The sequence below is a fragment of the Mesocryomonas fontinalis genome, assembly GCF_055730125.2.
On the sequence record NZ_JBUZWG020000003.1, the window covers coordinates 450,248 to 476,024 of the forward strand.

Genomic DNA, 25,777 nt, shown 5'->3' on the forward strand with positions numbered 1-25,777 from the left:
GATCGTCGGGGAGCCGTTCGGCCTCCCCGCTTGGTAGAACAGTCAGCGGCGGGGGTCGCCCGCCGAAGGTGAGCCGTACAGCGCAAAGAACTGCTGCGTTGCACGGGCGGCCTCGCGGCCGATGTCGTCCGGACCGAGCGTCAACCGCTCGCCGAGGAGCAGCCGGATCTGCATGTCGCGCACGACCAGGCCGAAGAAGGTACGGTAGGCGGCATCGACGCTGTCGAACGCGAGCAGGCCCGCCGCCTTGCCGGCATCGAGCACCGGCCCAAGCCGGCGCCGCATTGCAAAGGGCCCATTCTCGAGGACGATGGCGCCGAGATCATGCTTGTCCGAACCGCCCTGCCCGACCGCCAGGCGGTTCAGCGCGACCGAGGTATCGCTCGACAGCACCGCCAGCCAGTCGCGCGCGAAGCCCTCGAGGTTGGCGAACAAGGCATTGCGGTCCAGGCCGTCCGGCGACAGCGGTACCGAGCGCACCTTGGAAGCCTGGAACTGCACAGTCGCAGTCAACAGGCCGTCGCGGCCGCCGAACCATTTGTACAGCGTCTCCTTGGAGCAGCTGGCGCGCTGGGCGACGGCGCCCATGGTCAGCGACTCCCGGGAATCGACGAGCAGGCCCAGCGCCGCGTCCAGCACTTCGCGCTGGCGGTCGGTCAGGGGCGTCTCGTCGATCTCTGCCTGCTGCTGCTGCATTCCAGCTCCGGATGCCGGCACCCGTGGTCGAAGGCGACCGCATGCGTACCGTACGTTACGGTACTGCCTACAGGATAGCGTTTGGCCTGGCAAGACGCCCTCGATGGCCCGCGTACGATTTGCCTCGGCAAGCCGTCCGCGGGCCAGCGCTCCCGGTTTGCTCCGCACGGCCACGACAGGAAAATCCGGGCCCGCCGCCGCGATGGCATCCGCGCCGGTGCCGGGATCAGATCGCCTGTCCGCAGGCGCGGCGGAACCGCCGCACCGTTTCGGCCATGCCGAATTCCAGCGCGTCGGCGGTGAGGCCGTGGCCGATCGAGACCTCCGCAAGGGCCGGGATGCGGTGAACGAGGGCCGGCAGGTTCGCGACCGTCAGGTCGTGGCCGGCATTGACGCCGAGCCCGTTGTCCAGCGCGGCGTCGGCGGTGGCGCCCAGCCGTTCGACTTCGGCTTCGGCCGCCGCCGCGTCATCGAACGTACCGCCATAGGGCCCGGTGTAGAGTTCCACACGGTCGCAGCCGGTCTTGGCCGCATCCGCCATTGCCGAGGGGACCGCATCGGCGAACAGCGAGACGCGGGCGCCGCCGGCCTTCAGCCGGGCCACGACTTCCGCGAGCAGAGCGGCGTCCCGAACGAAGTCCCAGCCGTGGTCGGAGGTCGGCTGCGACGGGTCGTCCGGCACCAGCGTGACCTGTTCGGGCCGAACGCTCTCGGCCAGAACCAGGAAATCTTCCGTCGGATAGCCCTCGATATTGAACTCCGCGCCGGGAAACTCGGTGTCGATCAGCGCCCGGATGTCCGGCAGGTCGGCGAAGCGAATATGCCGCTGGTCCGGCCGGGGATGCACCGTCAGGCCATGCGCCCCACTGGCGAGGGCGATGCGGCTGAGATGCGTCAGGCTCGGCCAGGGCAGGTCCCGCCGGTTGCGCAGCATGGCGATGGCATTGATGTTGACGGAGAGTTGCGTCGGCATGCGGGCCTCCTCGAATCGCCGCCGATCCATAGACCCGTCGCCGGAAGAGAACCAGCCTGCGGGCGACGGATGTCCCGTCATGCCGGCTGCGAGGGAAGCCCAGGCGGGGTCAGAGTTGCCTTCGGCGTTCGGCCACCGCGCCGGCGCATCCCCGTCGGCGACCGCTTCTCCGCGGCGGCTTGCCACATCGTCCGGTTTGCGTGGTTGACAGGCGCTGCCGAGACTTGTTCCCTGACCGCATGGGCCTGGGAGGGCCGTTTGGGAGAATGACATGGGTAGCTCGAGATTCCTGCCGCTGGTGATCGCCGGCCTGATCGGACTGTTCGTCGGATGGCTGTTCGGCCCCGACGTCGACGACATCGAGGAGGCACAGACCGCGCGCTTCGATCAGTTGGACGCGCGGGTCGCCGCGATCGAATCACCGCTCGCCGGCCTTCAGACGACGATCAACGCCCAGGCCAGCGCCAGCCCCGCCGAGGCGATCGCCGCGCTCGGCGCCAAGGTCGATGCCGCCGCAGCAGCCGCAACGGCCGGCCAGGCATCCGGCGAGACGATCAACCAGAGCATCGCCGCTCTGCAGGCCAAGCTCGATGCGCTCGCGGCAGCGCCGCCACCGGCCCCGCCGGCTCCTCCTGCCGCGGCGCCTGCTGGTGGCGGCAAGGCCGATGCACTGGCGGCTGAGATCGGCAACACCGGCGCAGTGCTTCTCGCCGGCCAGACCGCGATCTTCGGCGACAAGCGCCTGACCGTGGCGGCTGTCAGCGACACCGGTGCCTCGCTCGGCGCCGACGGCGCGGCGCCCGCCGAAACCGCCACGGGCGGCAAGATCGACCTTGGCGGCGGCTGCAGCGTGACGCTCGCCGGCGTGTCGGGCACCGCGGCCTACCTCGCCCCGACCGATTGCAGCAAAGCTGGCGCGGCGGCAGCGCCGACTGCGGCAGCGGCCCCTGCGGCCCCTGCTCCGGCTGCGGAAGCCGCTCCTGCTGCGCCCGCGCCCGCAGCTCCGGCGCCCGCTGCTGCTGCACCGGCTGCCGCGACCCCTGCCGCCGCTCCGTCTCCCGACGGCACCTCGATCATGGTCGGCCAGACGGCGATGTTCGGCACCAAGGGCGTTTTCCTGACGCGGCTCTCGCCGGACGGCAAGGCCTTCCTGTTCCTCGCCGGCAGCCAGGGCAAGGGGCAGATCCCCGTCGCCACCGGCGCTGCCGCAGATCTCGGCGATGGCTGCAGCGTGACGCTGGTGAAGATCGACGGCCGTACCGCCACCTTCAAGGCCACCGGCTGCGGTGGCGAGGCAGCAGCGCCTGCAGGTGCCCCCGCTCCTGCGGCCGCGCCCGCAGCGCCGGCTCCGGCAGCACCCGCCGCACCGGCGCCAGCCGCACCAGCACCAGCACCAGCAGCTGCCCCTGCGCCCGCTCCAGCCGCTCCGGCTCCTGCAGCCGCCGCCCCGGCTACTCCGGCCCCGGCTGCTGCTGCGGCACCCGCAGGCGGCGAGGCTCCGGCTGGCGAGGCACCTGCCCCGACGCAGGCCACCGCCGGTGGTCCAGCAGCGCTGACGATCGGACAGACGGCGACCTTCGGCAAGCAGCGCGTGTTCCTCTCCCGCCTGACGCCGGAGAAGGCCTTCGTCGTGGTCGTCGGCAGCGGCAACAAGGAAGTCGCGGTCGGCGCGGCGCTCGACCTCGGCGGTGGCTGCACCGCCAAGTACGACGGCCTCAACGACAAGACGGCGAATTTTACCCCGTCGGGCTGCTGAGTCTTCTTCAGTTAACTTACAGAAAAGCGGCGGTGGATCGCTCCACCGCCGCTTTTCCATGTCCGTCAGGCTCGCGTGACGTCTATTTGACGATGGTGAGCTTCTCCGCCGCCCGCGTGATCGCGGTGTAGAGCCAGCGCTCGCGGCTGTCCTTGAACGCCCAGCTTTCGTCGAACAGCATCACGTCGTTCCACTGCGAGCCCTGCGCCTTGTGGACGGTCAGCGCGTAGCCATAGTCGAAGTCGTCGTAGCGCTTCTTCGTCGCCCAGGCGACATCCTCGTCCGGCGCCTCGAAGGCCGACTTCAGCAGCTTGATCTTCGCCGCACCCTGATCGACGTCGTCATCATCCGGCCGCACGATTAGATTGATGCCGGGCTTCACCGTCTCGGGCGATGCCGTCATCACCTGCCAAAGCGAGCCGTTGAGCAAGCCCTTCGCCGGATCGTTGCGCAGGCACACCAGCTTGTCGCCGGCATAGGGGAGAAAACCCTTGAAACCCTTGAGCTCGCGCAGCCGCGCATTGTAGCGCCGGCGCGTGCGGTTGGTGCCGACCAGCACCTGGTCTGCCGCCAGCACCCGGTCGCGGTCGACATCCTGCTTGGAAATGATCTGCGCCGCGCCGTAGTCGCCGAGCATCAGCGGCTTGCCCTCGCGCACGTCCATGGCCAGCGCGATGATCGGGTTGTCGCGGGCCTGGCGGTGGATCTCGGTCAGCAGGAAATCCGGCGGCGCCTCGGTGAAGAAGCCGCCGCCCGATACCGGCGGCAGCTGGCCGGGATCCCCCAGCACCAGCACCGGCGTTCCGAACGAAAGAAGGTCGCGGCCGAGCGCCTCGTCGACCATCGAGCACTCGTCGACGATGATCAGCTTGGCCTTGGCGACCGGGCTCTGGCGGTTCAACGAGAAGGTCGGCGAGACGCGGGCGGTGCCGGCGGTCTCGTCGGCGATCACGTCCTCGCCGCGCGGGCGGTAGATCAGCGAATGCAGCGTCCGCGCGCTCTTCGCGCCTTTGGAGCGCAGCACCTGCGCCGCCTTGCCGGTGAAGGCGGCGAACTGCACGCTGCCATCGATGCCCTCGGCAAAGTGTTTTGCGAGTGTCGTCTTGCCGGTACCGGCATAGCCGAAAAGCCGGAAGATCGGCTGGCCGCCATCCTGCAGCCACGTGGCGACGGCCTGGAGGGCCTGGTCTTGCTGGGGCGAGAATTTCATCTTCGCCAGAGACAGGATTCGCGGGTGAAGGGCAAGCAGGATGCCGCCCGAAGACCTTCAGAGCCTATCCGTCCGCGGGACCGATAGATCGACGGGCCGCCGCACGATACACAGCTTCTCCCTCCCGCTTGCCAACGCCGATCACCAAGATCACCAACACGGCATCCTGCACTTCGTAGACGAGCCGAAACCCGGCGCTCCGAAGCTTGATCTTGTAGCGGTCTGGATGTCCCCGCAACTTGCCAGCGGGCACACGCGGATCATACTGCAGCTTCTCCAGCTTCTTCTTGAACTGACCTCGAACGGCAGGATCAAGTCCGTCCCATTCCTTCTGCGCAGCAGTCAGGAAGTCGATTTCATAGATCATCGAACGCGACCCGAACGCGCTCCTGGCCTTGGCGCGCATCGGCGAGCGCGTTCAGTTCGTGGTCCTCGTACACGGACATCACCCGCTCGTATTCGGCGGGCGTCAGGAGGTATCCGACCAACTCGTTTTCAGCGTCGGCGGACGCCGCACCGTTCGCCGGCACCTCGTCCGTCACCTCGACGAACAATCCGGGTTGCCCTTTCAGCTGATAGGCGCGTCTTGCAGGGACGTTGCTCATCGCGGGCTCCTTGTTAATGCGATGAGTATCGCATCAACGAAGCGTGCTTCCTAGCTACAGCAGGATCGGCACCACCGTCAGCGCGAGCAGCACGCCCATCGCTATGTTGAACCACTTCAGCCGCGCGGGCTCCGCGAGAAATCCCCGCAGCGCGACGCCGAAGCCGGCCCAGACGGAGACGCTCGGAAAATTGACGAGGCCGAAGGCGAAGCCGACGATGAAGACCGAGGTCACGGGATGCTCGGCGCTGGTGTAGGCGCCCATCGCGACCAGTGCCATCGCCCAGGCCTTTGGGTTGACCCACTGGAAGGCCGCCGCCTGCAGGAAGGTCATCGGAACGGCGCCGGCTTTGCCCTCGCCGAGGCCGCGGGAATTGCCGATCTTCCACGCAAGCCAGAGAAGATAGGCGGCGCTCAGCCATTTCAGCGCCGTCTCGAGGACCGGAAAGGCGGCCAGCAGCGCGCCGAGGCCGAAGCCGACCGCGAGCAGCAACGCCACGAAGCCGACGGCGATGCCCAGCATGTGCGGGATGGTGCGCAGGAAGCCGAAATTCACACCGGATGCCAGCAGCATCATGTTGTTCGGCCCCGGCGTCACCGACGAGACGAAGGCGAAGGTGACCAGCGCGAGGAAGACGTCGAGGGACATGACTTTTCCTTCGGGGCCGACCGCGGTCACCCGCACGCCCCGTTGAAGGAGAGGCCGCCACGCCTCCCGGTGAAACCTACATCCCGTGCTGGCCGCGCGAGAGTGCCGCGACGCCGGTCCGGCAGAGCTCGACGAGGCCGAGCGGCGCCATCAGGGCGATGAACTGGTCGACCTCCCAGACCCTGCCGGTGATCTCGAAGATGAAATGCTCCACCGAGGCGTCGATGATGCTCGCCCCCAGCGCATCGCTGAGGCGCAGTGCCTCGGCGCGGTTCTCGCCGGAACAGGCCACCTTGACGATGGCGAGCTCGCGCTCGATCGGGCTGTCCATCGTGCCGTCGCGGCCGTGCAGCGTCAGGTCGACCACCCGGTGCACCGGCACGACGCGGTCGAGCTGGCTCTTCAGCTGCTCCAGGAGATGCGGCGTGCCGCGGGTGACGATGGTGATGCGCGAGAGGTGCTTGGCATGCTCGGTCTCGGAGACGGTGAGGCTCTCGATGTTGTAGCCGCGGCCGGAGAACAGCCCGATGACGCGGGCGAGAACCCCCGGCTCGTTGTCGACGAGAAGCGCGAGGGTGCGCGTCTCCACCGCCTCCTTCTCCTGGGTGATGAAGTAGGCCGAGGCCGGGGGCTGGATCGGGCGGTTCATGGCGTTCTCTTGCGTTGGCGGCGCGGGTCGGCGCGGCGTGAGACGGGCGGCAAAAGGCACGCGCCACCTTTTCGGCGGCGCGTGCCCGATACCTCAAACGAGAGCAGCGCCCTTGGCGTCGATTGCGTTGGCGACCGCGTCGTCCGTCGCCTCGTCGGGCAGCAGGATCTCGTTGTGCGCCTTGCCCGACGGGATCATCGGGAAGCAGTTGGCGAGGTTCTCGACGTGGCAGTCGAAGATCACCGGCCGGCGCACGTCGATCATCTCCTGGATCGCCGCGTCGAGGTCTCCCGGCTTGTCGCAGCGGATGCCGACGCCGCCATAGGCTTCCGCGAGCTTCACGAAGTCCGGCAGCGCATCCGAGTAGGAATGCGACAGGCGGTTGCCGTGCAGCAGCTGCTGCCACTGCCTGACCATGCCCATGTACTGGTTGTTGAGGATGAAGATCTTGATCGGCGCATCGTGCTGCACCGCCGCCGACATCTCCTGCATGGTCATCTGCACCGACGCGTCGCCGGCAATGTCGATCACCAGCGCGTCGGGATGGGCGATCTGCACGCCCAGCGCCGCCGGCAGGCCGTAGCCCATCGTCCCCAAGCCGCCCGAGGTCATCCAGCGGTTCGGCTCCTCGAACCCATAGAACTGCGCGGCCCACATCTGGTGCTGGCCGACCTCGGTGGTGATGTAGGTGTCGCGGTCCTTGGTCAGCTCGTAGAGCCGCTGGATCGCGTATTGCGGCATGATCAGCTGGTCGTTCTGCTTGTAGGCCAGGCAGTTGCGGCCCCGCCAGGCGTTGATCCGCGCCCACCAGTCGGCCACTTCGGGATCGGCGCGTCGGCTCTCGGCCTTCCAGGTGGAGACCATGTCGGCAAGGACACGCCCGACATCGCCGATGATCGGCAGCTCGACGCGGACGATCTTGTTGATCGAGGACGGGTCGATGTCGATGTGGATCTTCTTCGAGTTCGGCGAGAAGGCGTCGAGCCGGCCGGTGATGCGGTCGTCGAAGCGCGCACCGATGCACAGCATGACGTCGCAGTCATGCATGGCAAGGTTCGCCTCGTAGGTGCCGTGCATGCCGAGCATGCCGAGCCAGTTCTCGCCGGACGCCGGATAGGCGCCGAGCCCCATCAGCGTCGAGGTGATCGGGAAGCCGGTGACCGCGACGAGCTCGCGCAGCAGGCGGCTCGCCTCCGGGCCGGAATTGATGACGCCGCCGCCGGAATAGATGATTGGCTTCTTGGCATTCGCCAGCATCTCGATCGCCGCGCGGATGCGTTCGTGGTCGCCCTCGAGCTGCGGCCGATAGCTCTCGTGCCTATGGATCGGCTGCGGCGGCGTGTAGGTGCCCGTGGCGAACTGGACGTCCTTCGGGATGTCGACGACGACCGGACCGGGACGGCCGGTGGTCGCGACATGGAACGCCTCGTGCAGGACGCGGCTGAGATCCTCGACGTCCTTCACCAGCCAGTTGTGCTTGGTGCAGGGCCGGGTGATGCCGACGGTGTCGCATTCCTGGAAGGCGTCCGAACCGATCAGCATGGTCGGCGCCTGGCCGGTGATGCAGACCATCGGGATCGAATCGGACAGCGCATCCTGCAGCGGCGTCACCATGTTGGTGGCGCCGGGACCGGAGGTGACGAGGACCATACCGGGCTTGCCGGTCGAGCGGGCATAGCCCTCGGCCGCGTGTCCCGCGCCTTGCTCGTGCCGGACGAGGATGTGCTTGATCGCGTCCTGCTGGAACAGGACGTCGTAGATCGGCAGCACCGCTCCGCCGGGATAGCCGAAAAGATGCTCGACGCCGTGGTCGACCATCGCCTGCACGACCATCTGGGCGCCCGTCATTTTACGTTGTCCGGCAGTCATCGTTTCGGTCCGTTTCCTGGTCGCTCGATCCGCTGCATCCCGTAGTCCGGGTTTTCGCTGGGAGATCGTCGAAGTGGCTAAAAGGCGGAAAATGCGAGCAATAAAAAAGGCCCCTGAAGGGCCTTGGGCAGCGCACACGTGGCTTTCGCCGGACGGTCCCTAGACCGTCTCGCGTGTGCGCCCTCGTACTACGACTAGAATCTTGCTCATGGTGGAGACGTTAATCGCAACGTAGAGGCGCGTCAACGCCCCTCTGCCAAGCGGTCGAACATCCGCGGATTATCCGGCAGACACGTCGATGCGGCGATAGCGCGCCTGGGCCAGCGCGTAGACGCCGAAGGCCATCAGGCCAAGCCCGGTCGCGGCCAGGAAAGCCCAGCCGAAGCGCCAGTCCGCCATTGCGTCGAGCGCGGTGCCAAGGCCTGGCGTTTTGCTGTCGGCATAGGAGACAGCACCGGTGAAGATCAGAAAGCCGAGCAGCAGGAACGTCGCGCCGCGGGCCATGAGGCCGACCTGGCAGACCGGCTTCAGCCAGCTGCGATCGGCCGGAAAACGCATGTACTTCTCAAAGCCCGCAGTCACGCCCTTGAAGATATGCGCCAGTCCGGCCACCAGCATGACCGCCGCGGCGGAGAGCGTCAGGGCCCGGCCGAAGCCTGCGTCATACGCCATGCCGATGCCGTCATGCATGATCCCGCCTCCGCCGGAGCCGGCGCCGATGGCAAGCGTCGCGGCAAACAGTGCCAGCGCACCGTACGACACGCCGCTCGCCAGAAGACCGGTCCGCACGAACAGCCCTTTCGCCCCGGTGCCGTGCCGGTCGGGATCGAGACCGGCCTGCAGGAAGCGCCAGAGCGAGAACGCCAGCAAGGCCACAACAAGAACCGAAAGCAGAACAATGCCGCCGGCCGAGCCGAAGACGGTGCTGATCGCCTCCTTCGACCCCATCGCCCGCCCGGTGGAATAGGCGGCCTTGAAGGCGAAGTAGCCGATGATCAGGTAGACTGCGCCCCGCGCGACATAGCCTGCACGGGCTGCCTTCTCGATCGGACGCCGGTGCTGGTGAAGGACGGTGGTCGCGGACATTTGAGGTTCCCGGCTGCCGCAGGGAGAACCGGCAGCGTTTCGACAATGGTCGGCCGGAACCGCTTGTCGGCGGATCGGTTCCGGCGCCGACCGATATCGTCAGGCGCAGATGCGGTTTCGGCCGGCTTGCTTGGCGTTGTAGAGGTTGATGTCGGCGCGCTTGTAGAGCGATGCCGCGTTCTCGCCCGGCCTGGCCTCGGCAAGGCCGATGGACATGGTGATGCGCAGCCGCACGTTGCCCGACTGGATCCGCAGCCGCTCGACGGCGAGCCGCAGCCGGTCGGCGAAGTCACCGAGATCGCGCGGGCTCATGTTCGGGACGACCACCGCGAATTCCTCGCCGCCCAGTCTCGCGACGGTGTCGTGATGGCGCGTGTAGTCCATCAGGCATTTCGAGACCTTGCGCAGGACCTCGTCGCCGACATCGTGGCCGTGGGTGTCGTTGATGCCCTTGAAGTGGTCGAGATCGAGGATCATCAGGCCCAGCGGCTCGGCACTCTTGTCGAAGGCGGCGAGTTGCTGGTCCAGGGAGTCGTCGAAATGGCGACGGTTCGCCAGTCCCGTCAGCCCGTCGGTCAAAGCCGCCTGCTCCATCTCCTTGGTGCGGCGCCGGAGGACGCTGGTCAGCATGGAGAGCTTGCCGTGCTCGCGCGACTGGGCCCGCAGGAACGGCAACACGAAGACGAGGGCAACGATGGCGGCCGTAATCAGCAGGCCCTCGATGGAGAGAAAAAGGAATCGGACATAGTCCCCGTTCGGAACCGCGCCGGAGACTGCCAGCTGACGGCCGAACTCTCTCGCCATCTCCGAAACGAGGACCGCGGCAGCGATAATGACCGCCAGGAGCACGACGAATGAAATCTCAACTTTTCTCGATGTCATCTCGCCCGTGCCATCCCCGCCGTCCCGGGTGAGACTTAGCTGCCTGAAGGTTTACTGAACTTTAAGTTTTGGAGCACTTTGCCGAGATCGGTCTCCAATTGTTCGGTCGGCTGCAGACGGCCGCCGTCGAACTGGTGCCGGAACCAGGTTTCCTGTCGCTTGGCGTACTGCCGGCTGCGGGTGACCGCCCGGTCCCTCGCCGTCTCGAGATCGAGGCGCCCGGCCAGATGTTCGACGAGTTCGGCAACGCCGATCGCCTTGCCCGCCGTCCCGGCGAGCGCACCGGGGATTTCAGCGAAGGCTTCGGCCTCGGCCAGGGCACCGGCTGCCAGCATCGCGTCGAACCGCTGGCGGATCTGGTCGCGCAAAACCGGTCGCGGCGGGGTCAGAAGGATCGTCAGCGCCGACCCCGCATCGATCAGCGGGGCGCCGGCTCCCCGCTGCAGCGCCGCCAGCGGCTCACCGGTGACCGCCAGGATTTCCAGCGCCCGCAGGATCCGCTGCGGATCCCCTGGCCGCAGTCGCGCTGCCGTCTCCGGATCGCGCCGCGCGAGTTCGGCATGGAGGGCTTGCGGCCCCTCCTTCGCCATGCGGGCGCGCCAGGCCGTCCGGACGGCATCGGGCACTGCCGGCATGGCATCGATGCCGCCGAGCAGCGCCTTGAAGTAGAGGCCGGTGCCGCCGCAGATGATCGGCATCCGGCCGTCGGCAGCAAGCGCCGCCAGCAGCGGCGCGACGTCGCGCGCCCAGGCACCGACGCTGTAATCGGCATCCGGCGGCACGTGGCCGTAGAGGGCATGCGGCGCGGCGGCGAGATCGGCGTCGGACGGGCGAGCCGTCAGGAGCCGCAGGCCTTCATAGACCTGCATGGAATCGGCGTTGACGACGACGCCACCGAACGCCCTGGCCAGCCGTACCGCCAGCCCCGACTTGCCGCTCGCGGTCGGCCCGGCTATCAGGACCGACCGGATTTGTCCGGCTGGTTGGGACATTCGCGCCATGCTCGTCGTCACGCTCATCTCCGCCCGGCACAGCTTGCCCATCGCCCGCGACGTCGCGGAAAGCCTTGGCGGTGCGCTGACCTGGCTGCAGCCGGACGTCGCCTGCGACATCCATCTGCCCGAAGCGCCGACCGCGGCGGCCATGGACGAGGTCCGCGCCCTCGCGGCCGCCACCAAGGTCGACTGCGTGGTGCAGGAGGCGGCCGGTCGGCGCAAGCAGATTCTGATCGCCGATATGGATTCCACGATGATCGGGGAAGAGTGCATCGACGAGCTCGCCGCCCTCGTCGGGCTGAAAACCGAGGTCGCCGAGATCACCGCGCGGGCGATGAACGGCGAGATCGAGTTCGAGCCGGCGCTCATCGCCCGCGTCGCGCTGCTGAAGGGCTTGCCGGAGAGCGTCATCGCCGACGTCATCGCCTCGCGCATCACGCTGGCCGCCGGCGGCGCCACGCTCGTCGCCACGATGCGCGCCAACGGTGCCTATGCCGCGCTGGTGTCGGGTGGCTTCACCGCCTTCACCTCGGTCATCGCGGCCCGCCTCGGCTTCGACGAGAACCGCGCCAACCGCCTCGACATCGCCGATGGCCATCTCGCCGGCACCGTCGAAGCGCCGATCCTCGGCCGCGAGGCTAAGGTCGAGGCGCTCCGTCAGATCGCGGCGATGCGCGGCCTGACCCCCGCCGATGCGCTGGCCGTCGGAGATGGCGCCAACGACCTCGGCATGATCGGGATCGCCGGCACCGGCGTCGCCATCCACGCCAAGCCAACGGTCGCCGCCGCCGCCCCGCACCGGATCGACCATGGCGACCTTACCGCGCTGCTCTTCCTCCAGGGCTACGCGGCGACCGATTTCGTCGGATGATCCCGTTCGAGACCGAGCGGCTGATCGTCCGCCGCTGGACGGATCGCGACCGGGCTGTGTTTCACCGGCTGAACAGCGACGAAACGGTGATGCGTTTCTACCCGTTCCGCCGCGACCGCGTCGAAGCCGATGCCGCCCTCGACCGCTTCAACGCCGTGCTCGACCTCACCGGCATGATCTTCTTCGCCCTGGAGGCAAAGGAAAACGGGCGGGTCGTCGGCCTGGCCGGCACGGCCCGGCTCGATGCCAATATGCCCCGCGCCCCGGGGGTCGAAATCGGCTGGCGGCTCTTGCCGGAGGAATGCGGCAAAGGCTTCGCCACCGAGGCCGGCCGCGCCTGCCGCAACTTCGCCTTTGCTGGCTTCGACATCGGCGAGATCGTCAGCTTCTGCGTCGTCGACAATATCGCCTCGGAAGCGGTGATGTTGCGCCTCGGCTTGGAGCGGGTTGCCGATTTCGACCATCCCAAGGTCGATCCCGCGACCCATCCCCATCTCGTCCGCCACAAGCTCTATCGCCTTTCTCGGGCGCAATGGTCGGCGCTTGCGCCGAACCAGAACTAGACGACTGAACGAAGCGCAGGTCCGCGCTCCCCGACGCCAGCAAAGCGGTGGCGCTGGTCCGGCGGCACCAACGTGCAGTTCTAGCGCCGACCGAACCAGCGATAGCGTCGCCGTGCGATGAGGTCGTAAGCGCCGTCACGCCAGGATCGCGGGACGATGCGCAAGACCCCGAGCCAGCGCCAAGGCGCCTTCAGGTGCCGGCTGATCTCGATCGCCGCATCCGACCGGGTCAGGCCCCTCTCTCCCACCACGACCAGAAAAGTCGCATCGAGGTCTTCGGACGCGAGCCCATGGGCCATGGCGAGCCGCGCGCCCTCGGGCGACCAGGCCCCGACGAAATGCAGCGCCGCATCGCGTTCGAAGCGGAGCACAAACGCGACCATGCCGCTGCACAGCACGCAGTCGCTATCGAAGACGATCCGCGGACAGGTGACCCGAGCGAACTCAGCCCCGGATGGCGCCGCTGGGGTCACGACGTCAGTCTATCGGCACCACAACGAAGCGCAGTTCGCCCGTCGCGGTGGCCAGGAGCAGCAAGGCGTTCTTGCGGCCGCTGGTCTTCAGGCTGGCGATCTTCTTGGCGATGTCGGCGGGCTTCGCCACCTGCTCCTGCGCGACCTCCCGGATGACCATGCCGGGCTCGATCCCTTTTTCGGCCGCACCCGACGACGGCGCGACGGCGGTGATCACGACGCCTGAAACATCGGCGCCGAGCCCGAACTTGGTGCGTGCCGCCTCGTCGATCTCGTCCAGGGACAAGCCGAGCACCTCGACCCCCTCCTCGGCCTTCGCGCCGGGCTGGCTGTCCTCGGTGTCCGCCTTGTCCTCGTCGCTCATCAGCTTCTCGCCGTCCTCGAGCCGGCCGAGCGTCACGTCGACGTCGATCGACTGCACCGGATCGGAGGTCTTGGCCTCCTTGCGCAGCAGCTTCACCACGACCTTCTTGCCGACCGGCGTCTCCGCGACGATGCGCGGCAGGTCGCGCGAAGTCAGGATGTCCTTGCCGTCGAAGGTGACGATGACGTCGCCGACCTTCAGCAGGCCGTTGTCGGAGGGTCCCTTCGGCACGACGCCCATGACCAGCGCACCCTTGGCGGCCGGCAGGCCGAGCCCCTCGGCGATGTCGTCCGTCACCTCCTGCAGGCGAATGCCGAGCCAGCCACGCCGCGTCTCGCCGAACTCCCGAAGCTGGCCGATGACGTTGGAGGCGATGACCGAGGGAATGGAGAAGCCGATGCCGATCGAGCCGCCGGTCGGCGAGATGATGGCGGTGTTGATGCCGACGACATCGCCATACATGTCGAACAGCGGGCCGCCGGAATTGCCGCGGTTGATGGCCGCGTCGGTCTGGATGAAGTTGTCGTAGGGGCCGGCATTGATGTTGCGGCCGCGGGCCGAGACGATGCCGACGGTCACCGAGCCCCCGAGCCCGAAGGGGTTGCCGATCGCCATCACCCAGTCGCCGATCCGCAGCTTCTCGGAGTCGCCGAACCTCACCGCCTTCAACGGCGCCTTCGGCACGACCTTCAGCAGCGCGATGTCGGTCTTGGTGTCGACGCCGACCAGTTCGGCATCGAGCTTGGAGCCGTCGGCGAAGTTGGCGGTGATCTCGTCGGCGTCGGCGATGACATGGTTGTTGGTGACGATGTAGCCGGCGGGATCGATGACGAAGCCCGAGCCCAGCGACTGCACCTTGCGGGAATCGCTGCCGTCGCCGTCCTTCAGGAGATCGTCGAAGAAGTCCTGCAGCGGCGAGCCTTCGGGCGCCTCGAGCCGCGGCACGTTGCGCGAGGAACCCTCGACGGTTTGGGAGGTCGAGATGTTCACCACGGCGTCGAGCAGCGGCTCGGCAACATCGGCAACCGATTCCGGTCCATGCGAACGGTGGGGTGTCGCGGGAACACCGGGTGCGGCGGGATTGACCGTGTCGGCGACCGGCGGCTGCGGGGCTACCCTCTGGCCCTCGGGCGGCGGCGCGATCACCCCTTGCGCGCCGGCGGGCAATGCGAGGCCAAGGAGTAGGAGACCCGTCAGGGCATGCAGCGGGCGGCGGTCGGACATGGCGATTCCCGTGGTTGTCGCGCCCGGGCCGTCACCGGCATGGGCCCCGGAGATCGCGCCTTGCGCACCCGATCGAGGCAAACGGAAAATCATGGCCGAAGCAAGAAGATTACGGCCTCTTCACGGCTTTGCACCGCGCACGTGACCCGTCCGGCAACCCTCAAATGAAAATGCCGGGCGGCTGGAGCCGCCCGGCATGAAAGCTTACTGTGCGGGCGCCGGGGCCGGCGCCTCTGCGGGCGCAGGCGCCGGCGTTCCGGCGGCAGGCGGTGCGTCGGCTGGAGCCGCTGCACCTGCAGGCGCCGGCGTATTGGGCGCAGGTGCCTGCAATTCGGCGGGCGCGCCTGCGGGTGCCGGCGCATCCGGTGCCGGTGCAGTCGGCACTGTCACCGCTTCCGCAGCGGCTGCTGCGGCCGCGGCGGCGACACCCGGGGGCACCGCGACGGAGGCCGTCGCGCCGGCCGCACCATCGCTCTTGAAGTAGCGGAAGAACTCCGAGTCCGGGCTCAGAACCATCGAGGGTCCGTTGCCGTCGAGCGCCGTCTTGTAGGCCTGCATCGAACGATAGAACTCGAAGAACTCCGGGTTGCGCCCGAACACAGCGGCGAAGATCGCGTTGCGCTGGGCCTGGCCACCGCCCTGCAGGACGGCTGCCTCGCGCCGCGCCCCGGCGAGAAGCTCGGACGACTCACGCTCTGCGGCAGCGCGGATCTCGCGGGCCGAGACCTGGCCGTCGGCGCGCAGCCGCTCGGCCTCGGTCAGACGCTCTGCCGCCATCCGGCGGTAGGTGTTCTCCGACACTTCGCTGGTGAGGTCGGTCCGGCTGATGCGGATGTCCTCGAGGCTGATGCCGAGCGCCGAGGCTTCCGGCCGAACCTGGTCGCGGATTTCGACCATCATTTCCGCCCGCGCAGAAGAGAGCGCCGCGTCGAAGCTGCGCTTGCCGTAGGTGGCGCGGATCGCCGAGTTGAAGCGCGTCAGCAGCCGCTGCTCGGCGATCTCGAGCTGGCCGCCCTGGACGCCGGCCCGGAACTTGCGGGCGTCGGTGATGCGGTAGACCATGAAGGCGTCGACGACATAGCGCGCACCACCCGACACCTGCACCTCGAGATCGGTGATGTCGGAGCGCAGCAGGCGGTCCGGCAGCATCTGGACGATGTCGGCATTGGCGAAGGCGAAGGGCAGCTTGGCGTAGAGGCCGGGTTCGGTGATCACCCGCTGGATCTGGCCGAGGCGGATGACCACCGCCTGCTCGCGCTCGTTGACGACGAAGATCGAGCTCCAAACGATGAACAGGACGACGGCAAGACCAAGAAGGCCGGCATAGAAACGGTTGCTCATCAGCTGGCTCCCTGGCTGGCGGTCGTGCCGGTGCTGGTCGAGCCGTAGTTTTGGTTCGGGACGTTCGGGGCGACGGTCGTGCCGCCGCGCCGCTGCAGATCGTTCAGCGGCAGGTAAGGCACGACGCCCTGGCCGCCGGTGCCGGACTCGATGATCACCTTCTTGGCGTCGCGGTAGACGCCTTCCATGGTCTCGAGGAAGATCCGCTTGCGGGTGATCTCCGGCGCTTTCTCGTACTCGTCGAGAATGGCGGTGAAGCGCTGCGATTCACCCTGCGCGTCCTGGATAAGCCTGTTGCGCTCGGCCGCCGCGTCTTCGCGGATCTGCACTGCCTGACCGCGGGCCTCACCCAGCTGCTGGTTGCGGTAGAGGTTGGCTTCTTCGACGAAGCGGGTCTGGTCCTGGCCGGCGCGCTGGACTTCCTCGAACGCGGTGGCGACCTGCTGCGGCGGGGCAGCGTCCTCGATCGATACGCCGCTGATGCGCAAGCCCGAACCGTAGCGGTCGAGGGCGTCCTGCATGATCGCGCGGACCGACTCGGCAATGCCGGCGCGGTTGTCGCGGAACACCTCGTCGACCGGCCGGCGGCCAACGACTTCACGCATCGCGCTCTCGGCGACCTGCCGGAGCATGCCCTGCGGGTCGTCGACGTTGAAGAGATAGGCCTGGGGATTGTCGATGCGGTAGAGCACGGAGAACTGGACGTTGACGATGTTCTGGTCGCCCGAGAGCATCTGCCCCGCGAGGGCGCCGGAGCCATCCGGGCTGGCGCTGCCGATGCGCAGCTGGTTCTCGACGGCCGGCACGGTCTGGAACGTCTCGAGCGGCCAGGCGGTGAAATTCAGGCCCTCGCTGGCGAGTTCCTGGCGCGGCTTGCCGAGGAAGATCTTCACGCCGTATTCGCCAGGCTGCACGGTATGAACCGCGTTGAAGACCCAGATCAGCGCCAGCACCACGAGGATGAGGCCGCCGAAGGCAACGCCGCTCGCAGCCCCGCCGGGAGGACCACCGCGACCGCCGCCGCCGCCCGGAATGGCGCGCCGGAGACGGTCTTGGCCGCGCCGTAGAATTTCCTCGAGATCGGGGGATTTGCCGTTGTTACCGGGGCGCGGGCCTTGGCCCCAGGGGCCGTTTCCGTTGCCGCCGCCGCCGCTGCCACTGCCTTTATAGCCGCCGCCACCACCGGTCTGATTACTCCAGGGCATGCATGTCCTCTCGATTGACATGAAGGACACGGGAACTGCCCCGCATCGTCGATCATTCGTCCAAAACCCTTATAGGAACTGGCTTGAGCCCTTTCAACGCGAGGACGCGGTTTTACCGGTCGCGCCGCCGGTCATCGTTACCGGATGCCTGCCGTCCAGGCGGCAGCTAACGGGCGTTTGGGGGTGACGTCAGATCCGGTCGTAGATGACGAAACGGCTGGCCGCGCTGTCCCGCTCGCCGGCAGCCACATCCTCATGTTGCACGACTTTCCACCGCAGCGGATCGATGGCCGGAAACAGCGTATCCCCCTCCGGCTGCGCCTCGACATGGGTGACGTAGAGGCGCTCGAGCCTGTCCATGAACAGGGTGTAGATCTCCGCCCCACCGGCGATCACGATCTCGTCGGCGCCGCGTTGACCGGCGAGTTCTTCCGCCACGGCGAGGGCGGCTTCCGGCGTCGCGACGGCGTGGGCACCGGCGATCGGCAAGGTCGCGCTCCGCGTCAGCACGACCGAATCCCGCCCGTCCAGCACCCGTCCGATCGAGACCAGGGTCTTGCGGCCCATGATCATCGGCTTGCCCATGGTGAGCTGGCGGTACCGGCGCAGGTCCGTCGCCAGGCGCCACGGCATCTCGCCATCCCGGCCGATGACGTTGTTTTCGGCCATCGCGACGACGGCGACCAGTCGGGTCACGCCGCGTCCCGCTGCAGGCCCCGCGCCAAGGCCGGGCGGGCGGACATCCGCTCGGCATGCGCCCGGAGGACCTCGAGATCCGGCATCAGCGCGGCCGACCACTGCATGACGCTGGCGACCAGGATGTCGGCAGCCGAAACGGTGTCGCCGAGCAGATAGTCGTGCCGTGAGAGGGTCGCCTGCAGCCTTTCCCCGAGCTCGTCGAACTGTCTGGCGAAGAGCGACCCCGGCGCGGCGATCTGCAATTGCCGCGCGGTCACCGCGGGTTCGAGGACGCCGGCATAATAGGCGAGCCACGTCAGGTAGGCGCCGCGTTCGGGGTGGCCGATCGGCCGTCCCATCTCGGATTCAGGAAAGAGATCTGTGAGGTACAGCGCGATGGCGCTGGATTCCGAGATCACCGCGCCGTCGTGCAACACCGCCGGCACCTGCCCCGCCGGGTGCGGGTTGGCCGGATCGCGCGCGCCGGAACCGTCCATGCGGCGAATGCCGACATGGCGGACATCGTAAGTCGCCCCAAGCTCCTCCAGCAGCCAGAGAAAGCGCGTCGAGCGCGACTGCGGCGAATGAATAAGGGTCAGCATCGCGTTTCTCCCGGCGTCAGGCTTCGGAAATTGCGCCAGAACGAATTTCGAAACCAGCCCCCGATGAGCTCTCAGACGGCGATCGGCGCCTTGATGCTGTCGTGCGCTTGGTAGCCTTCGATCGCGATATCGTCGAACCCGAAGGCGAAGAGATCGGTGATCTCGGGGTTCAACCGAAGCTGCGGCAGCGGCAGCGGCTCCCGCGTCAACTGCAGCCGCGCCTGCTCGAAATGGTTGGCATAGAGATGCGCGTCGCCGAGCGTGTGGATGAACTCGCCGGGCTGGTATCCGGTCGCCTGGGCGATCATCGCCGTCAGCAGCGCATAGGAAGCGATGTTGAACGGCACGCCGAGAAAAATGTCGGCCGAGCGCTGGTAGAGCTGGCAGGACAGCTTGCCGTCGGCGACGTAGAACTGGAACAGGCAGTGGCAAGGCGGCAGCGCCATCTCGTCGACGAGGGCCGGGTTCCAGGCCGAGACGATCAGCCGGCGCGAGTTCGGGTTGCGCTTGATGGCCTCGACGACGCCGGCGATCTGGTCGATGTGGCCACCATGATAGTCCGGCCAGGACCGCCACTGTGCGCCGTAGACCGGACCGAGTTCGCCGTCCGCATCCGCCCACTCGTCCCAGATCTTCACGCCGTTGGCGTTGAGATAGGCGATGTTGGTGTCGCCCTTCAGGAACCACAGCAGTTCGTGGATGATCGAACGAAGGTGGAGCTTCTTAGTGGTGACGAGCGGAAAGCCGGCGGCGAGATCAAACCGAAGTTGACGGCCGAACACCGAACGCGTGCCGGTGCCGGTCCGGTCGCCCTTGTCGGCGCCGTCAGCCAGAACGTCGGCCATGAGATCGAGATAGGCACGCATCGAAACCTCGGAAACGAAATGTAGGCGACTATCTCGCCGCCTCGGAATGGCTTGGCGCTTTCGGCCTTTTCAGATGCCCGGGAACTGCCTATATTCGTCTCGCCGGTGCAAGCCGGCTATAGCGATAAACGGACGATGAAATAAGCCATTCGGACCCGGGGGCGGTACCCGGCGCCTCCACCTGAGCCCTTCTGCGGCGGAGATATCCTCGAGATTTCGAGGACTGATCCTCCTCTCGAAGGGTTGAGGCGGGGGCGAAATAGGATCGACGAGGGTGTAAAGATCGAACTTTTGCTCGGCATGGTACCACCGTCATCGGGCTATATAGTAGTTGCCAATGACAACTATGCGGAAGCACGTCTCGCAGCCTAAGGCTGTGCGATAGCTTCGAAACAAGCCCTGGGGGTTCGCACTTCTAGGCGGGGTTCGGAGGCACCTGGCAACAGAAGCCTCCACTGATTTACGGGCCCGCCGTCCCGGCAAGCCCCCGAGAAGAGCAGTCAGAGCGTCACGATGGGCCAGGATCTAATCCGCTACGATATTCTCGCGCAGGATGCCCTGCGCGGCGTCATCCGGAAGGTCTTGAACGAAGTCATCAAGACCGGGCTGCCGGGCGAGCACCATTTCTTCATCACCTTCCTGACGTCCGCCCCTGGCGTGCGGATCTCGTCGCGGCTGCGGGAAAAATATCCGGAGCTGATGACGATCGTCATCCAGCACCAGTACTGGGACCTCGCGGTGACCGACACGACCTTCGAGGTCGGCCTCTCCTTCTCCGACATCCCGGAGCGCCTGCTGATCCCGTTCGCGGCGATCCGCGGCTTCTACGATCCCGCCGTCAACTTCGAGCTCGAGTTCGACGTGCGCGAGGTCGAGGCCGCCAACGGATCGAGCGAGGACGCGCCGGTTTCGATCGCGCCGCCGGCCCTGCAGGAAGTGCCGAAGACGCCGCGCGCCGCGCCGGCGAAGCTTCCGGCCAAGGCACGTGCCAAGGACCAGGGCGACGCGCCGGCGGAAGATAAGCCCGCCCCCGCCGCTGCCGAGAAGAAGAACGCCGAGGTCGTGTCGCTGGACGCGTTCCGCAAGAAGACCTGAGCCGGCGCATGGCCGAGATCGTCAATCTTCGGCAGGCGCGCAAACGGCTTGCCCGTGCTTCGGCTGCCGATCAGGCCGATGCCAACCGCACCACTTTCGGCCTCCCGAAGCGCTTGCGGGAGGCTGCTAAGACCGAGCGTGAGACGCTGGCGCAGCGTCTTGATAGCCGCAGGCTGGCGAAGCCAGCGCCAGATGCAGGGTCTGCCGATACCGGCGCCGACACCGCCCCTGGCTCCAGCGAGCCGACCGAACGTCCGGCCGATATTCGCTCGGGCGACTGAGAGCCGGCGATGATCGTCAAGCGCTCGATCAGCATTCGCGGCCACCGCACGTCGATCAGCATCGAGGACGCGTTCTGGGCACGCCTGCAGGCGATTGCCGCCGACCGGCAGACGGCTCTCGCCGCCCTCGTCGCCGGCATCGACACCGCCCGCACACCCGGCACTAACCTCTCCTCCGCCATCCGCCTGTTCGTGCTCGACGAAGCGCTGGCCGCACAAAGCGAAGCTGGCCCGGCCGGGCCAGCCACGCCTAGCGCCGGAGAGGCTTCAGGGCGCGACTGAGGCAGCGACCACAGGCCATGTCCTCCGGCGTCGCAGCGAGGGGGCTCCCCTCCGGGACAACCGTTCAGGCCTCAGACAGCAAGCCGATCGTCTGCCACCGCGGAGAAGCGGCCAGAAGCCTAATCAGGGTCATTCGGCGCTGTTTGCAGGCCGCGGATTCCCAGCCAAGTTCGACGCAGGCCCCTCACCTCATCCCGCCGCAGCGATATTTTTTCAGGAGGGAGAGGCAACCTGCGTCACATCTCTTCGAAGGGGAAAAAAACAGTTACGCATCCCCCGACTTAGCGCCCAAGCCTGTAGCGATGCACGCATCACCTCTGTGGGAACTGCAACGGATTCTTCACGCCAGGGAGTGAGGGGAAATCCCTCGGCTCCTGGGTCGGCGGCACGAGTTCGAGCGGCCGGGTGATCGGGCCGGTGTCGAGAGTGCGCCGCTCCGGCGGCGTGGTCGCCTCGCCCACAGCTGAACGGTCTGCCGCGCCACTTTCGTCTCGCGCGGCAGTCGCCCGCGCTGCGGCGCGTGCCGCCTCGCGCAGGCGCGCCTCGGCGATCGCCTTGGCGGCCGCGGCTTCCTGTTCTGCCTGGGCAGCCGCATCGGCCCTCGCCGCTTCCGCCTCCGCCGCTGCCGCCTTTTCGGCTGCCCGTTGCGCAGCGTCCCGCTGCTCGGCCGCCAGCCGGTCCTCCAGTGCCTTCTCGGCCGCGGCCTTGTCCGCGGCGGCTTTGTCGGCGGCCACACGGTCGGCCAAAGCCTTTGCTGCGGCGGCTTTTTCAGCCGCGGCAGTGGCAGCCACCGCCTTTGCCTTGGCAGCCGCTTCTGCCGCGGCGCGTTCCGCTTCGGCCTTGGCCGCCGCCTTCTCGGCCTCGGCGCGTGCGGCCTCGGCCCGCGCCTGCTCCTCCTTCAGCCGCACCTCCTCGCGCGCGGCTTCGGCCGCCGCGGCCTCTTGCGCCGCGAGCCGACTGGTCTCGCGCCAGCGGTAATAGCGCGCCTCGCGCCGCAGCCGCAGCCGCTCCTGCAGCGCCTCCTGCATGGCCTCGACCCGCGCCTGCTCGCGTTCATAGGCGCGCACGGAGAGATAACTCGCCAGCGGCTGCACGTCTGCCGTCAGGAAAGGCCGCGCGATCGGACCGGACAGGCTGTAGAGGATGGAGGGCGCCGCGCCCTCCACCGCATCGTCGCCGGCCTGCATGTCGAGCCTCAGATCGGCGGAGACGCTGAGGTCCTTCAGGTCGAGCGCGGCGCTGCCCGTCAGCGTCTCGCCGTCGCCCGGCAGAGCGGTCGCCGCGAACCGGGCGACGCCGCCCGCCACGGTGAAATTCGTCTTCGCCGCCGCCACCGGGTAGCGCGCATCCTGCCCGAGGTCCGCCACGAGCCTCGACGCGGTGTCGGCGCCGGGGACGAAGCCCTCGGCGTCCGCCGCCTTGAGGATCGGCCTGAACATGCCCGGCCGCACGCTGGCAAAGGACGCGTCGCTGACGCTCACCGTGCCGGCGCCGGTCAGCGACGAGACCAGCGCCCGATAGGACTGCCCGGTGCCGTCGAGCTTTACCGTCGCGTCGATGGCGCCTGCCACAGCCGCGTCGGGTCCGTCCGTTGCGTCCTCCTCTGTCGCCGCATCGTCATCTTCCCCCGCGCGTCCCAGTGCGAGGGCGCCGGCATCGATGCCGCTGAGTTGGGCCTGCAGCGAGAGCCCGCCGATGCCGTTGGCGTTGCGCAGCACCGCCTCGCCGGCGACATAGCCGCCGGCAACCGACGCCTGCAGGTTCTTGAATGCCAGTTGCCCGTCGGTGGCGGCGAGGGTCGCCGAGAAATCCCGTGCCGCGACACCGTCGACCAGCCGCAATCGCTCGGCCGTCAGCCCCAGCGCCATCTCGATCGGCGGCAGCAAGGGCGCAGAGAAGTTTTCCGCCACGCCTTCATCATCTTCCGGCGAGCGGCCGTAGGCGAGACCCGCGAGCCAGGGCAGCGACAGGTCACGGGCGAAGACGTTGCCCGTGAGCGGCCCGCCGCTCTCCTTTTCGAGTTCGGCGGAAACCTCGGTGCCGGCGACCGAACCCGCGAGGTTGCGCAGCGCCAGCGTCTTGCCGTCGAAGGCGAGGTGCGCACCGAGATCGATCGGCAGCGCATCGAGCTGCGACTGGCCGATGGCGGCGCCCGTGGTGATCAGCCAGGGCCCCAAATCCTGGCTCTTGGCGGTGAAGCCGAAATCGGCCGCGGTGATGGCGCTGCCGGCAAGGTCGAACGTGCCCTCGGCATTGAGATCGGTCCCCGGCGCGCGCAACGCCGCACTCGCGGCCACCGGCCCCGCGGTCCCCGCCGAGAGCGACAGCTCGAGCTCCAGCGGCGACGGGGCGGGTACCGGCAGCGTCTCCAGCCCGAGCTGGCCGAGCAGCGTCGCCGGCACGGTATTGGAAAGCTTCAGCTCCAGCCCGAAACGCCCGTTGGTCCCCGTGGCATAGAGGCTATTTCCGAGCGAGAGCTGCATCCCGATGTCGGTTCCGGCGGCCTTGCCCGTCAGGTCGGCCGCGAGCGAGGGCTTCTCGCCCGGCGCGTCCTCGACCGTTCGAACCTCGCCGCGCAGGCTCAACGGCCCGAGCGAGGGGGCCCGCACCCGCAACGCCTCCAGCGCCGGACTGCGCGGCAGCCGCTGGACCAGCGCTTCGACCAGCCGTTCCGGATCGGCCGCGTCGAGCGCCACGGTCAGCCGTCCGGCGATGTCGCTGGCGAGATCGCCGAGCTCGCCGGAGACCTTGAGGTCGGCACCGTCGACGTCGCCGAGCGCCAGCTTGCGGATCGCCAGCTGGCGGCCGTCATAGCCGATGTCGGCGTCGATCCGGGCGGCGGTCGCGCCCGCATAGCGCACCGGACCGGCGGCGATCTTGAGGTTGAGGCGATCGGTCCGCGCCAAGGTGTCGTCCTCGCCGGTGAAGAGGCGCGACAGCGCGAGCAAGGCGTCGAGGTCCATGCTGCCGGCGGTGAAGTCCGCCGTCATAGCGCGGTCCTGCCGTGGTCCGCTCCGCGCCAGGCTGCCGCGCAGCGTATCGCCGCCGACGTCGACCTCGAGATCGCGAAACTGCTGCGCCTCCCGGCTGAGCTCGACCTTGGCCGAGAAGCCTGCCTGCGGCAGGGCCCGGATGGCCGGATCGACCGTCCCCGTCAGCCAGCCCGCAAAGCCCGACGGCTGGCGCGAGGCGACGAGGAGATCGCCTTTGAAATCGATCGCCCGGTCGAGCGTCATCACACCGGACGCCTCCATTCGGGTCCGTCCGGGCAGTTCGGCGCCAAACCGCTCGACCGACCAGCCGGTGTCGGTCGGCGAGACGGTGAAAGCGACGTCGCGGATCGTCGTGTCGCCGGCGACCACGATCGGCAGCGCTACCTTGACGGTCCCCGGAATCCTCGGTTTCGGCACCGCGGCAAACACCGCGCGCGCCGCTTCCAGCCGCTGGTCGAAGGTCACCGTCTCGGGCCGGGCGGTGGCCTTGCCCGCGATCTTATCGACGTCGACCTGCTCGCCCTTCAGGTCGAGGTCGAAATGCGGCAGCTGCGACAGGCCGATACTGCCGCTGCCGGTGAGGATGTAGGGAACCTCGCCACTGCCGGCAGCCAAGCGCATATCGCTCAGCGCCACGGCATCGGGCGTGCCGGCGATCGCCGAGGTCAGCGCAAACGGCGGCAGCAGCTTGACCGCCGGCGCGTCCTGGCGGATCGGCGCCTTCTCGGCGGCGGCGAACGGCTCGACCGACTTCGGCAGCGCGACCGGCAGCGGGCTCGCCACCTGCAGCTTGCCGGCGAGCGTCGGGCGGCGCTCCGCCAGATTGACCGAGCCGTCGAAGACGACGCTGGCGTCGAGATCCGGCGAGTCGACCGTCAGCTTGAACGGCAGGCCGGTCTCCGGCTGCAGCGGCCCGGACGAGATGCCGAAAGTCAGCGGCTTGCCGCCGGCGGTCAGCGTGCCCGTCCCGCTGAACGGACCGCTCAACGACTTCGCCGAGAACCGCCCCCCCACCGAAGCGAGTTCATAGCTGCGGCCGGTCAGCCCGTTCTCGACCGTGACTGCGCCGTCGACGACCTCGACGTCCTCGAGCACGACATGCGCGGTGGTCGGCAAGGCCGCGCGCGAACCGACGAAGGCGAGCCGCCCGTCCGCGCCCAGCGGAACCCGCAGCCTCGGGCGGTCCAGCCGCATGGAAAAGATCCGGATCTCGCCCGACAGATAGGGGGCAAGCTCCGCGTCCATGCGAAACTTCTCAATGCTCATCAAGGGCTTGGTACCGTCGGCCGGATCGGCGACGACGACGTCGGAGAAGGTCACGCTTGGAAACGGCAGCAGCCGGGCCGACGCCTCGCCGCGCACCGTGACGGACTGGCCGAGGATCTGGCTCGCCTGGCGCTCGAAATCGGCGCGGTAGGCCGTCCAGTCGACGAACCAGGGCGCAATCAACACGCCGAGCAGAGCGACGACAAGCAGCCCGCCGATCGCGACAAAGGCTCTGACCAGGGTCCATTCCTCCGCTGAACGACCCCCATCCTTCCGGACCTCAGGCCGCTGCTTCCCGACACAT

Annotated in this window: 25 protein-coding genes and 1 other RNA gene; 7 read left to right on the forward strand and 19 right to left on the reverse strand. The window is 68.0% G+C overall.

Annotated elements, in window-relative coordinates; translation table 11 throughout:
- Window positions 1–42: 42 nt before the first annotated feature.
- The gene (locus ACZL02_RS10160) at window positions 43–696 is read right to left on the reverse strand and encodes a TetR/AcrR family transcriptional regulator C-terminal domain-containing protein (RefSeq protein ID WP_472937147.1); all 654 of its coding nucleotides are present in this window, start codon (window positions 694–696) and stop codon (window positions 43–45) included.
- Window positions 697–922: 226 nt separating this feature from the next.
- Window positions 923–1,669, reverse strand: coding sequence for a pyridoxine 5'-phosphate synthase (locus ACZL02_RS10165; protein WP_472937146.1), 747 nt, complete (start codon window positions 1,667–1,669; stop codon window positions 923–925).
- A gap of 271 nt (window positions 1,670–1,940) precedes the next feature.
- Here ACZL02_RS10165 and ACZL02_RS10170 point away from each other — a divergent pair, with 271 nt between their 5' ends.
- Window positions 1,941–3,425 carry a hypothetical protein gene (locus tag ACZL02_RS10170; RefSeq protein WP_472937145.1) on the forward strand — a complete coding sequence of 495 codons (1,485 nt, stop codon included), beginning with the start codon at window positions 1,941–1,943 and terminating at the stop codon, window positions 3,423–3,425.
- Window positions 3,426–3,507: 82 nt separating this feature from the next.
- Here the strand turns inward: ACZL02_RS10170 and ACZL02_RS10175 are convergent, their stop codons facing one another.
- From ACZL02_RS10175 to miaA, 9 genes are all read right to left on the reverse strand, one after another.
- Entirely contained in the window at window positions 3,508–4,635 is a 1,128-nt protein-coding gene (locus tag ACZL02_RS10175; RefSeq protein WP_472937144.1) for an ATP-dependent DNA helicase, read from the reverse strand.
- Window positions 4,636–4,699: 64 nt separating this feature from the next.
- Window positions 4,700–5,002 carry a type II toxin-antitoxin system RelE family toxin gene (locus ACZL02_RS10180; RefSeq protein WP_472937143.1) on the reverse strand — a complete coding sequence of 101 codons (303 nt, stop codon included), beginning with the start codon at window positions 5,000–5,002 and terminating at the stop codon, window positions 4,700–4,702.
- On the reverse strand, window positions 4,992–5,240 hold the full coding sequence (locus ACZL02_RS10185) for a hypothetical protein (protein WP_472937142.1): 249 nt from the start codon (window positions 5,238–5,240) through the stop codon (window positions 4,992–4,994). The genes ACZL02_RS10180 and ACZL02_RS10185 overlap by 11 nt, the downstream gene beginning before the upstream one ends.
- A gap of 54 nt (window positions 5,241–5,294) precedes the next feature.
- Entirely contained in the window at window positions 5,295–5,888 is a 594-nt protein-coding gene (locus tag ACZL02_RS10190; RefSeq protein ID WP_472937141.1) for a LysE family translocator, read from the reverse strand.
- Window positions 5,889–5,964: 76 nt separating this feature from the next.
- Window positions 5,965–6,537, reverse strand: coding sequence for an acetolactate synthase small subunit (gene ilvN, locus ACZL02_RS10195; RefSeq protein ID WP_472937140.1), 573 nt, complete (start codon window positions 6,535–6,537; stop codon window positions 5,965–5,967).
- Between the two features lie 93 nt (window positions 6,538–6,630).
- On the reverse strand, window positions 6,631–8,406 hold the full coding sequence (locus ACZL02_RS10200) for an acetolactate synthase 3 large subunit (protein WP_472937139.1): 1,776 nt from the start codon (window positions 8,404–8,406) through the stop codon (window positions 6,631–6,633).
- A gap of 279 nt (window positions 8,407–8,685) precedes the next feature.
- On the reverse strand, window positions 8,686–9,492 hold the full coding sequence (locus ACZL02_RS10205) for a DUF1206 domain-containing protein (RefSeq protein WP_472937138.1): 807 nt from the start codon (window positions 9,490–9,492) through the stop codon (window positions 8,686–8,688).
- Window positions 9,493–9,591: 99 nt separating this feature from the next.
- The gene (locus ACZL02_RS10210; protein WP_472937137.1) at window positions 9,592–10,374 is read right to left on the reverse strand and encodes a GGDEF domain-containing protein; all 783 of its coding nucleotides are present in this window, start codon (window positions 10,372–10,374) and stop codon (window positions 9,592–9,594) included.
- Window positions 10,375–10,409: 35 nt separating this feature from the next.
- Window positions 10,410–11,366: a tRNA (adenosine(37)-N6)-dimethylallyltransferase MiaA gene (gene miaA / locus ACZL02_RS10215; RefSeq protein WP_472937136.1), complete on the reverse strand. Its 957-nt coding sequence runs from the start codon at window positions 11,364–11,366 to the stop codon at window positions 10,410–10,412.
- A 7-nt stretch (window positions 11,367–11,373) separates the two neighbouring features.
- Between miaA and serB the strand changes: the two genes are divergently transcribed.
- Both serB and ACZL02_RS10225 read left to right on the forward strand, forming a co-directional pair.
- Window positions 11,374–12,240, forward strand: coding sequence for a phosphoserine phosphatase SerB (gene serB / locus ACZL02_RS10220; protein WP_472937135.1), 867 nt, complete (start codon window positions 11,374–11,376; stop codon window positions 12,238–12,240).
- Window positions 12,237–12,803: a GNAT family N-acetyltransferase gene (locus tag ACZL02_RS10225; RefSeq protein WP_472937134.1), complete on the forward strand. Its 567-nt coding sequence runs from the start codon at window positions 12,237–12,239 to the stop codon at window positions 12,801–12,803. Before serB ends, ACZL02_RS10225 begins: the two co-directional genes overlap by 4 nt.
- An 80-nt stretch (window positions 12,804–12,883) precedes the next feature.
- On the opposite strand, the gene ACZL02_RS10230 is transcribed toward ACZL02_RS10225, so the two are convergent.
- The 7 genes from ACZL02_RS10230 to ACZL02_RS10260 form a co-directional block, all read right to left on the reverse strand.
- Window positions 12,884–13,276, reverse strand: a complete 393-nt coding sequence (locus tag ACZL02_RS10230; RefSeq protein WP_472937133.1) for a thiol-disulfide oxidoreductase DCC family protein — start codon at window positions 13,274–13,276, stop codon at window positions 12,884–12,886.
- 4 nt (window positions 13,277–13,280) lie between these two features.
- Window positions 13,281–14,870: a Do family serine endopeptidase gene (locus ACZL02_RS10235; RefSeq protein WP_472938111.1), complete on the reverse strand. Its 1,590-nt coding sequence runs from the start codon at window positions 14,868–14,870 to the stop codon at window positions 13,281–13,283.
- Window positions 14,871–15,068: 198 nt separating this feature from the next.
- Window positions 15,069–16,205, reverse strand: coding sequence for a protease modulator HflC (gene hflC, locus ACZL02_RS10240; protein ID WP_472937132.1), 1,137 nt, complete (start codon window positions 16,203–16,205; stop codon window positions 15,069–15,071).
- Window positions 16,205–17,410: an FtsH protease activity modulator HflK gene (gene hflK, locus ACZL02_RS10245; protein WP_472937131.1), complete on the reverse strand. Its 1,206-nt coding sequence runs from the start codon at window positions 17,408–17,410 to the stop codon at window positions 16,205–16,207. Before hflK ends, hflC begins: the two co-directional genes overlap by 1 nt.
- 189 nt (window positions 17,411–17,599) lie before the next feature.
- On the reverse strand, window positions 17,600–18,106 hold the full coding sequence (locus tag ACZL02_RS10250) for a dihydrofolate reductase (RefSeq protein ID WP_472937130.1): 507 nt from the start codon (window positions 18,104–18,106) through the stop codon (window positions 17,600–17,602).
- Complete coding sequence (locus ACZL02_RS10255) at window positions 18,103–18,690, reverse strand: glutathione S-transferase family protein (protein WP_472937129.1); 588 nt, start codon at window positions 18,688–18,690, stop codon at window positions 18,103–18,105. The genes ACZL02_RS10250 and ACZL02_RS10255 overlap by 4 nt, the downstream gene beginning before the upstream one ends.
- A gap of 71 nt (window positions 18,691–18,761) precedes the next feature.
- Window positions 18,762–19,556: a thymidylate synthase gene (locus ACZL02_RS10260; RefSeq protein ID WP_472937128.1), complete on the reverse strand. Its 795-nt coding sequence runs from the start codon at window positions 19,554–19,556 to the stop codon at window positions 18,762–18,764.
- A 62-nt stretch (window positions 19,557–19,618) separates the two neighbouring features.
- Between ACZL02_RS10260 and ssrA the strand changes: the two genes are divergently transcribed.
- The 4 genes from ssrA (at window position 19,619) to ACZL02_RS10280 (ending at window position 21,214) form a co-directional block, all read left to right on the forward strand.
- Window positions 19,619–20,013: a transfer-messenger RNA gene (ssrA, locus tag ACZL02_RS10265) on the forward strand.
- 56 nt (window positions 20,014–20,069) lie between these two features.
- Window positions 20,070–20,651, forward strand: a complete 582-nt coding sequence (locus ACZL02_RS10270; RefSeq protein WP_472937127.1) for an SspB family protein — start codon at window positions 20,070–20,072, stop codon at window positions 20,649–20,651.
- Window positions 20,652–20,659: 8 nt separating this feature from the next.
- On the forward strand, window positions 20,660–20,932 hold the full coding sequence (locus tag ACZL02_RS10275; protein WP_472937126.1) for a DUF4169 family protein: 273 nt from the start codon (window positions 20,660–20,662) through the stop codon (window positions 20,930–20,932).
- A gap of 9 nt (window positions 20,933–20,941) precedes the next feature.
- Complete coding sequence (locus ACZL02_RS10280) at window positions 20,942–21,214, forward strand: ribbon-helix-helix domain-containing protein (RefSeq protein ID WP_472937125.1); 273 nt, start codon at window positions 20,942–20,944, stop codon at window positions 21,212–21,214.
- Between the two features lie 311 nt (window positions 21,215–21,525).
- Here ACZL02_RS10280 and ACZL02_RS10285 read toward each other — a convergent pair whose 3' ends face one another.
- On the reverse strand, window positions 21,526–25,713 hold the full coding sequence (locus ACZL02_RS10285; RefSeq protein WP_496258425.1) for an AsmA family protein: 4,188 nt from the start codon (window positions 25,711–25,713) through the stop codon (window positions 21,526–21,528).
- Between the last annotated feature and the right edge of the window lie 64 nt (window positions 25,714–25,777).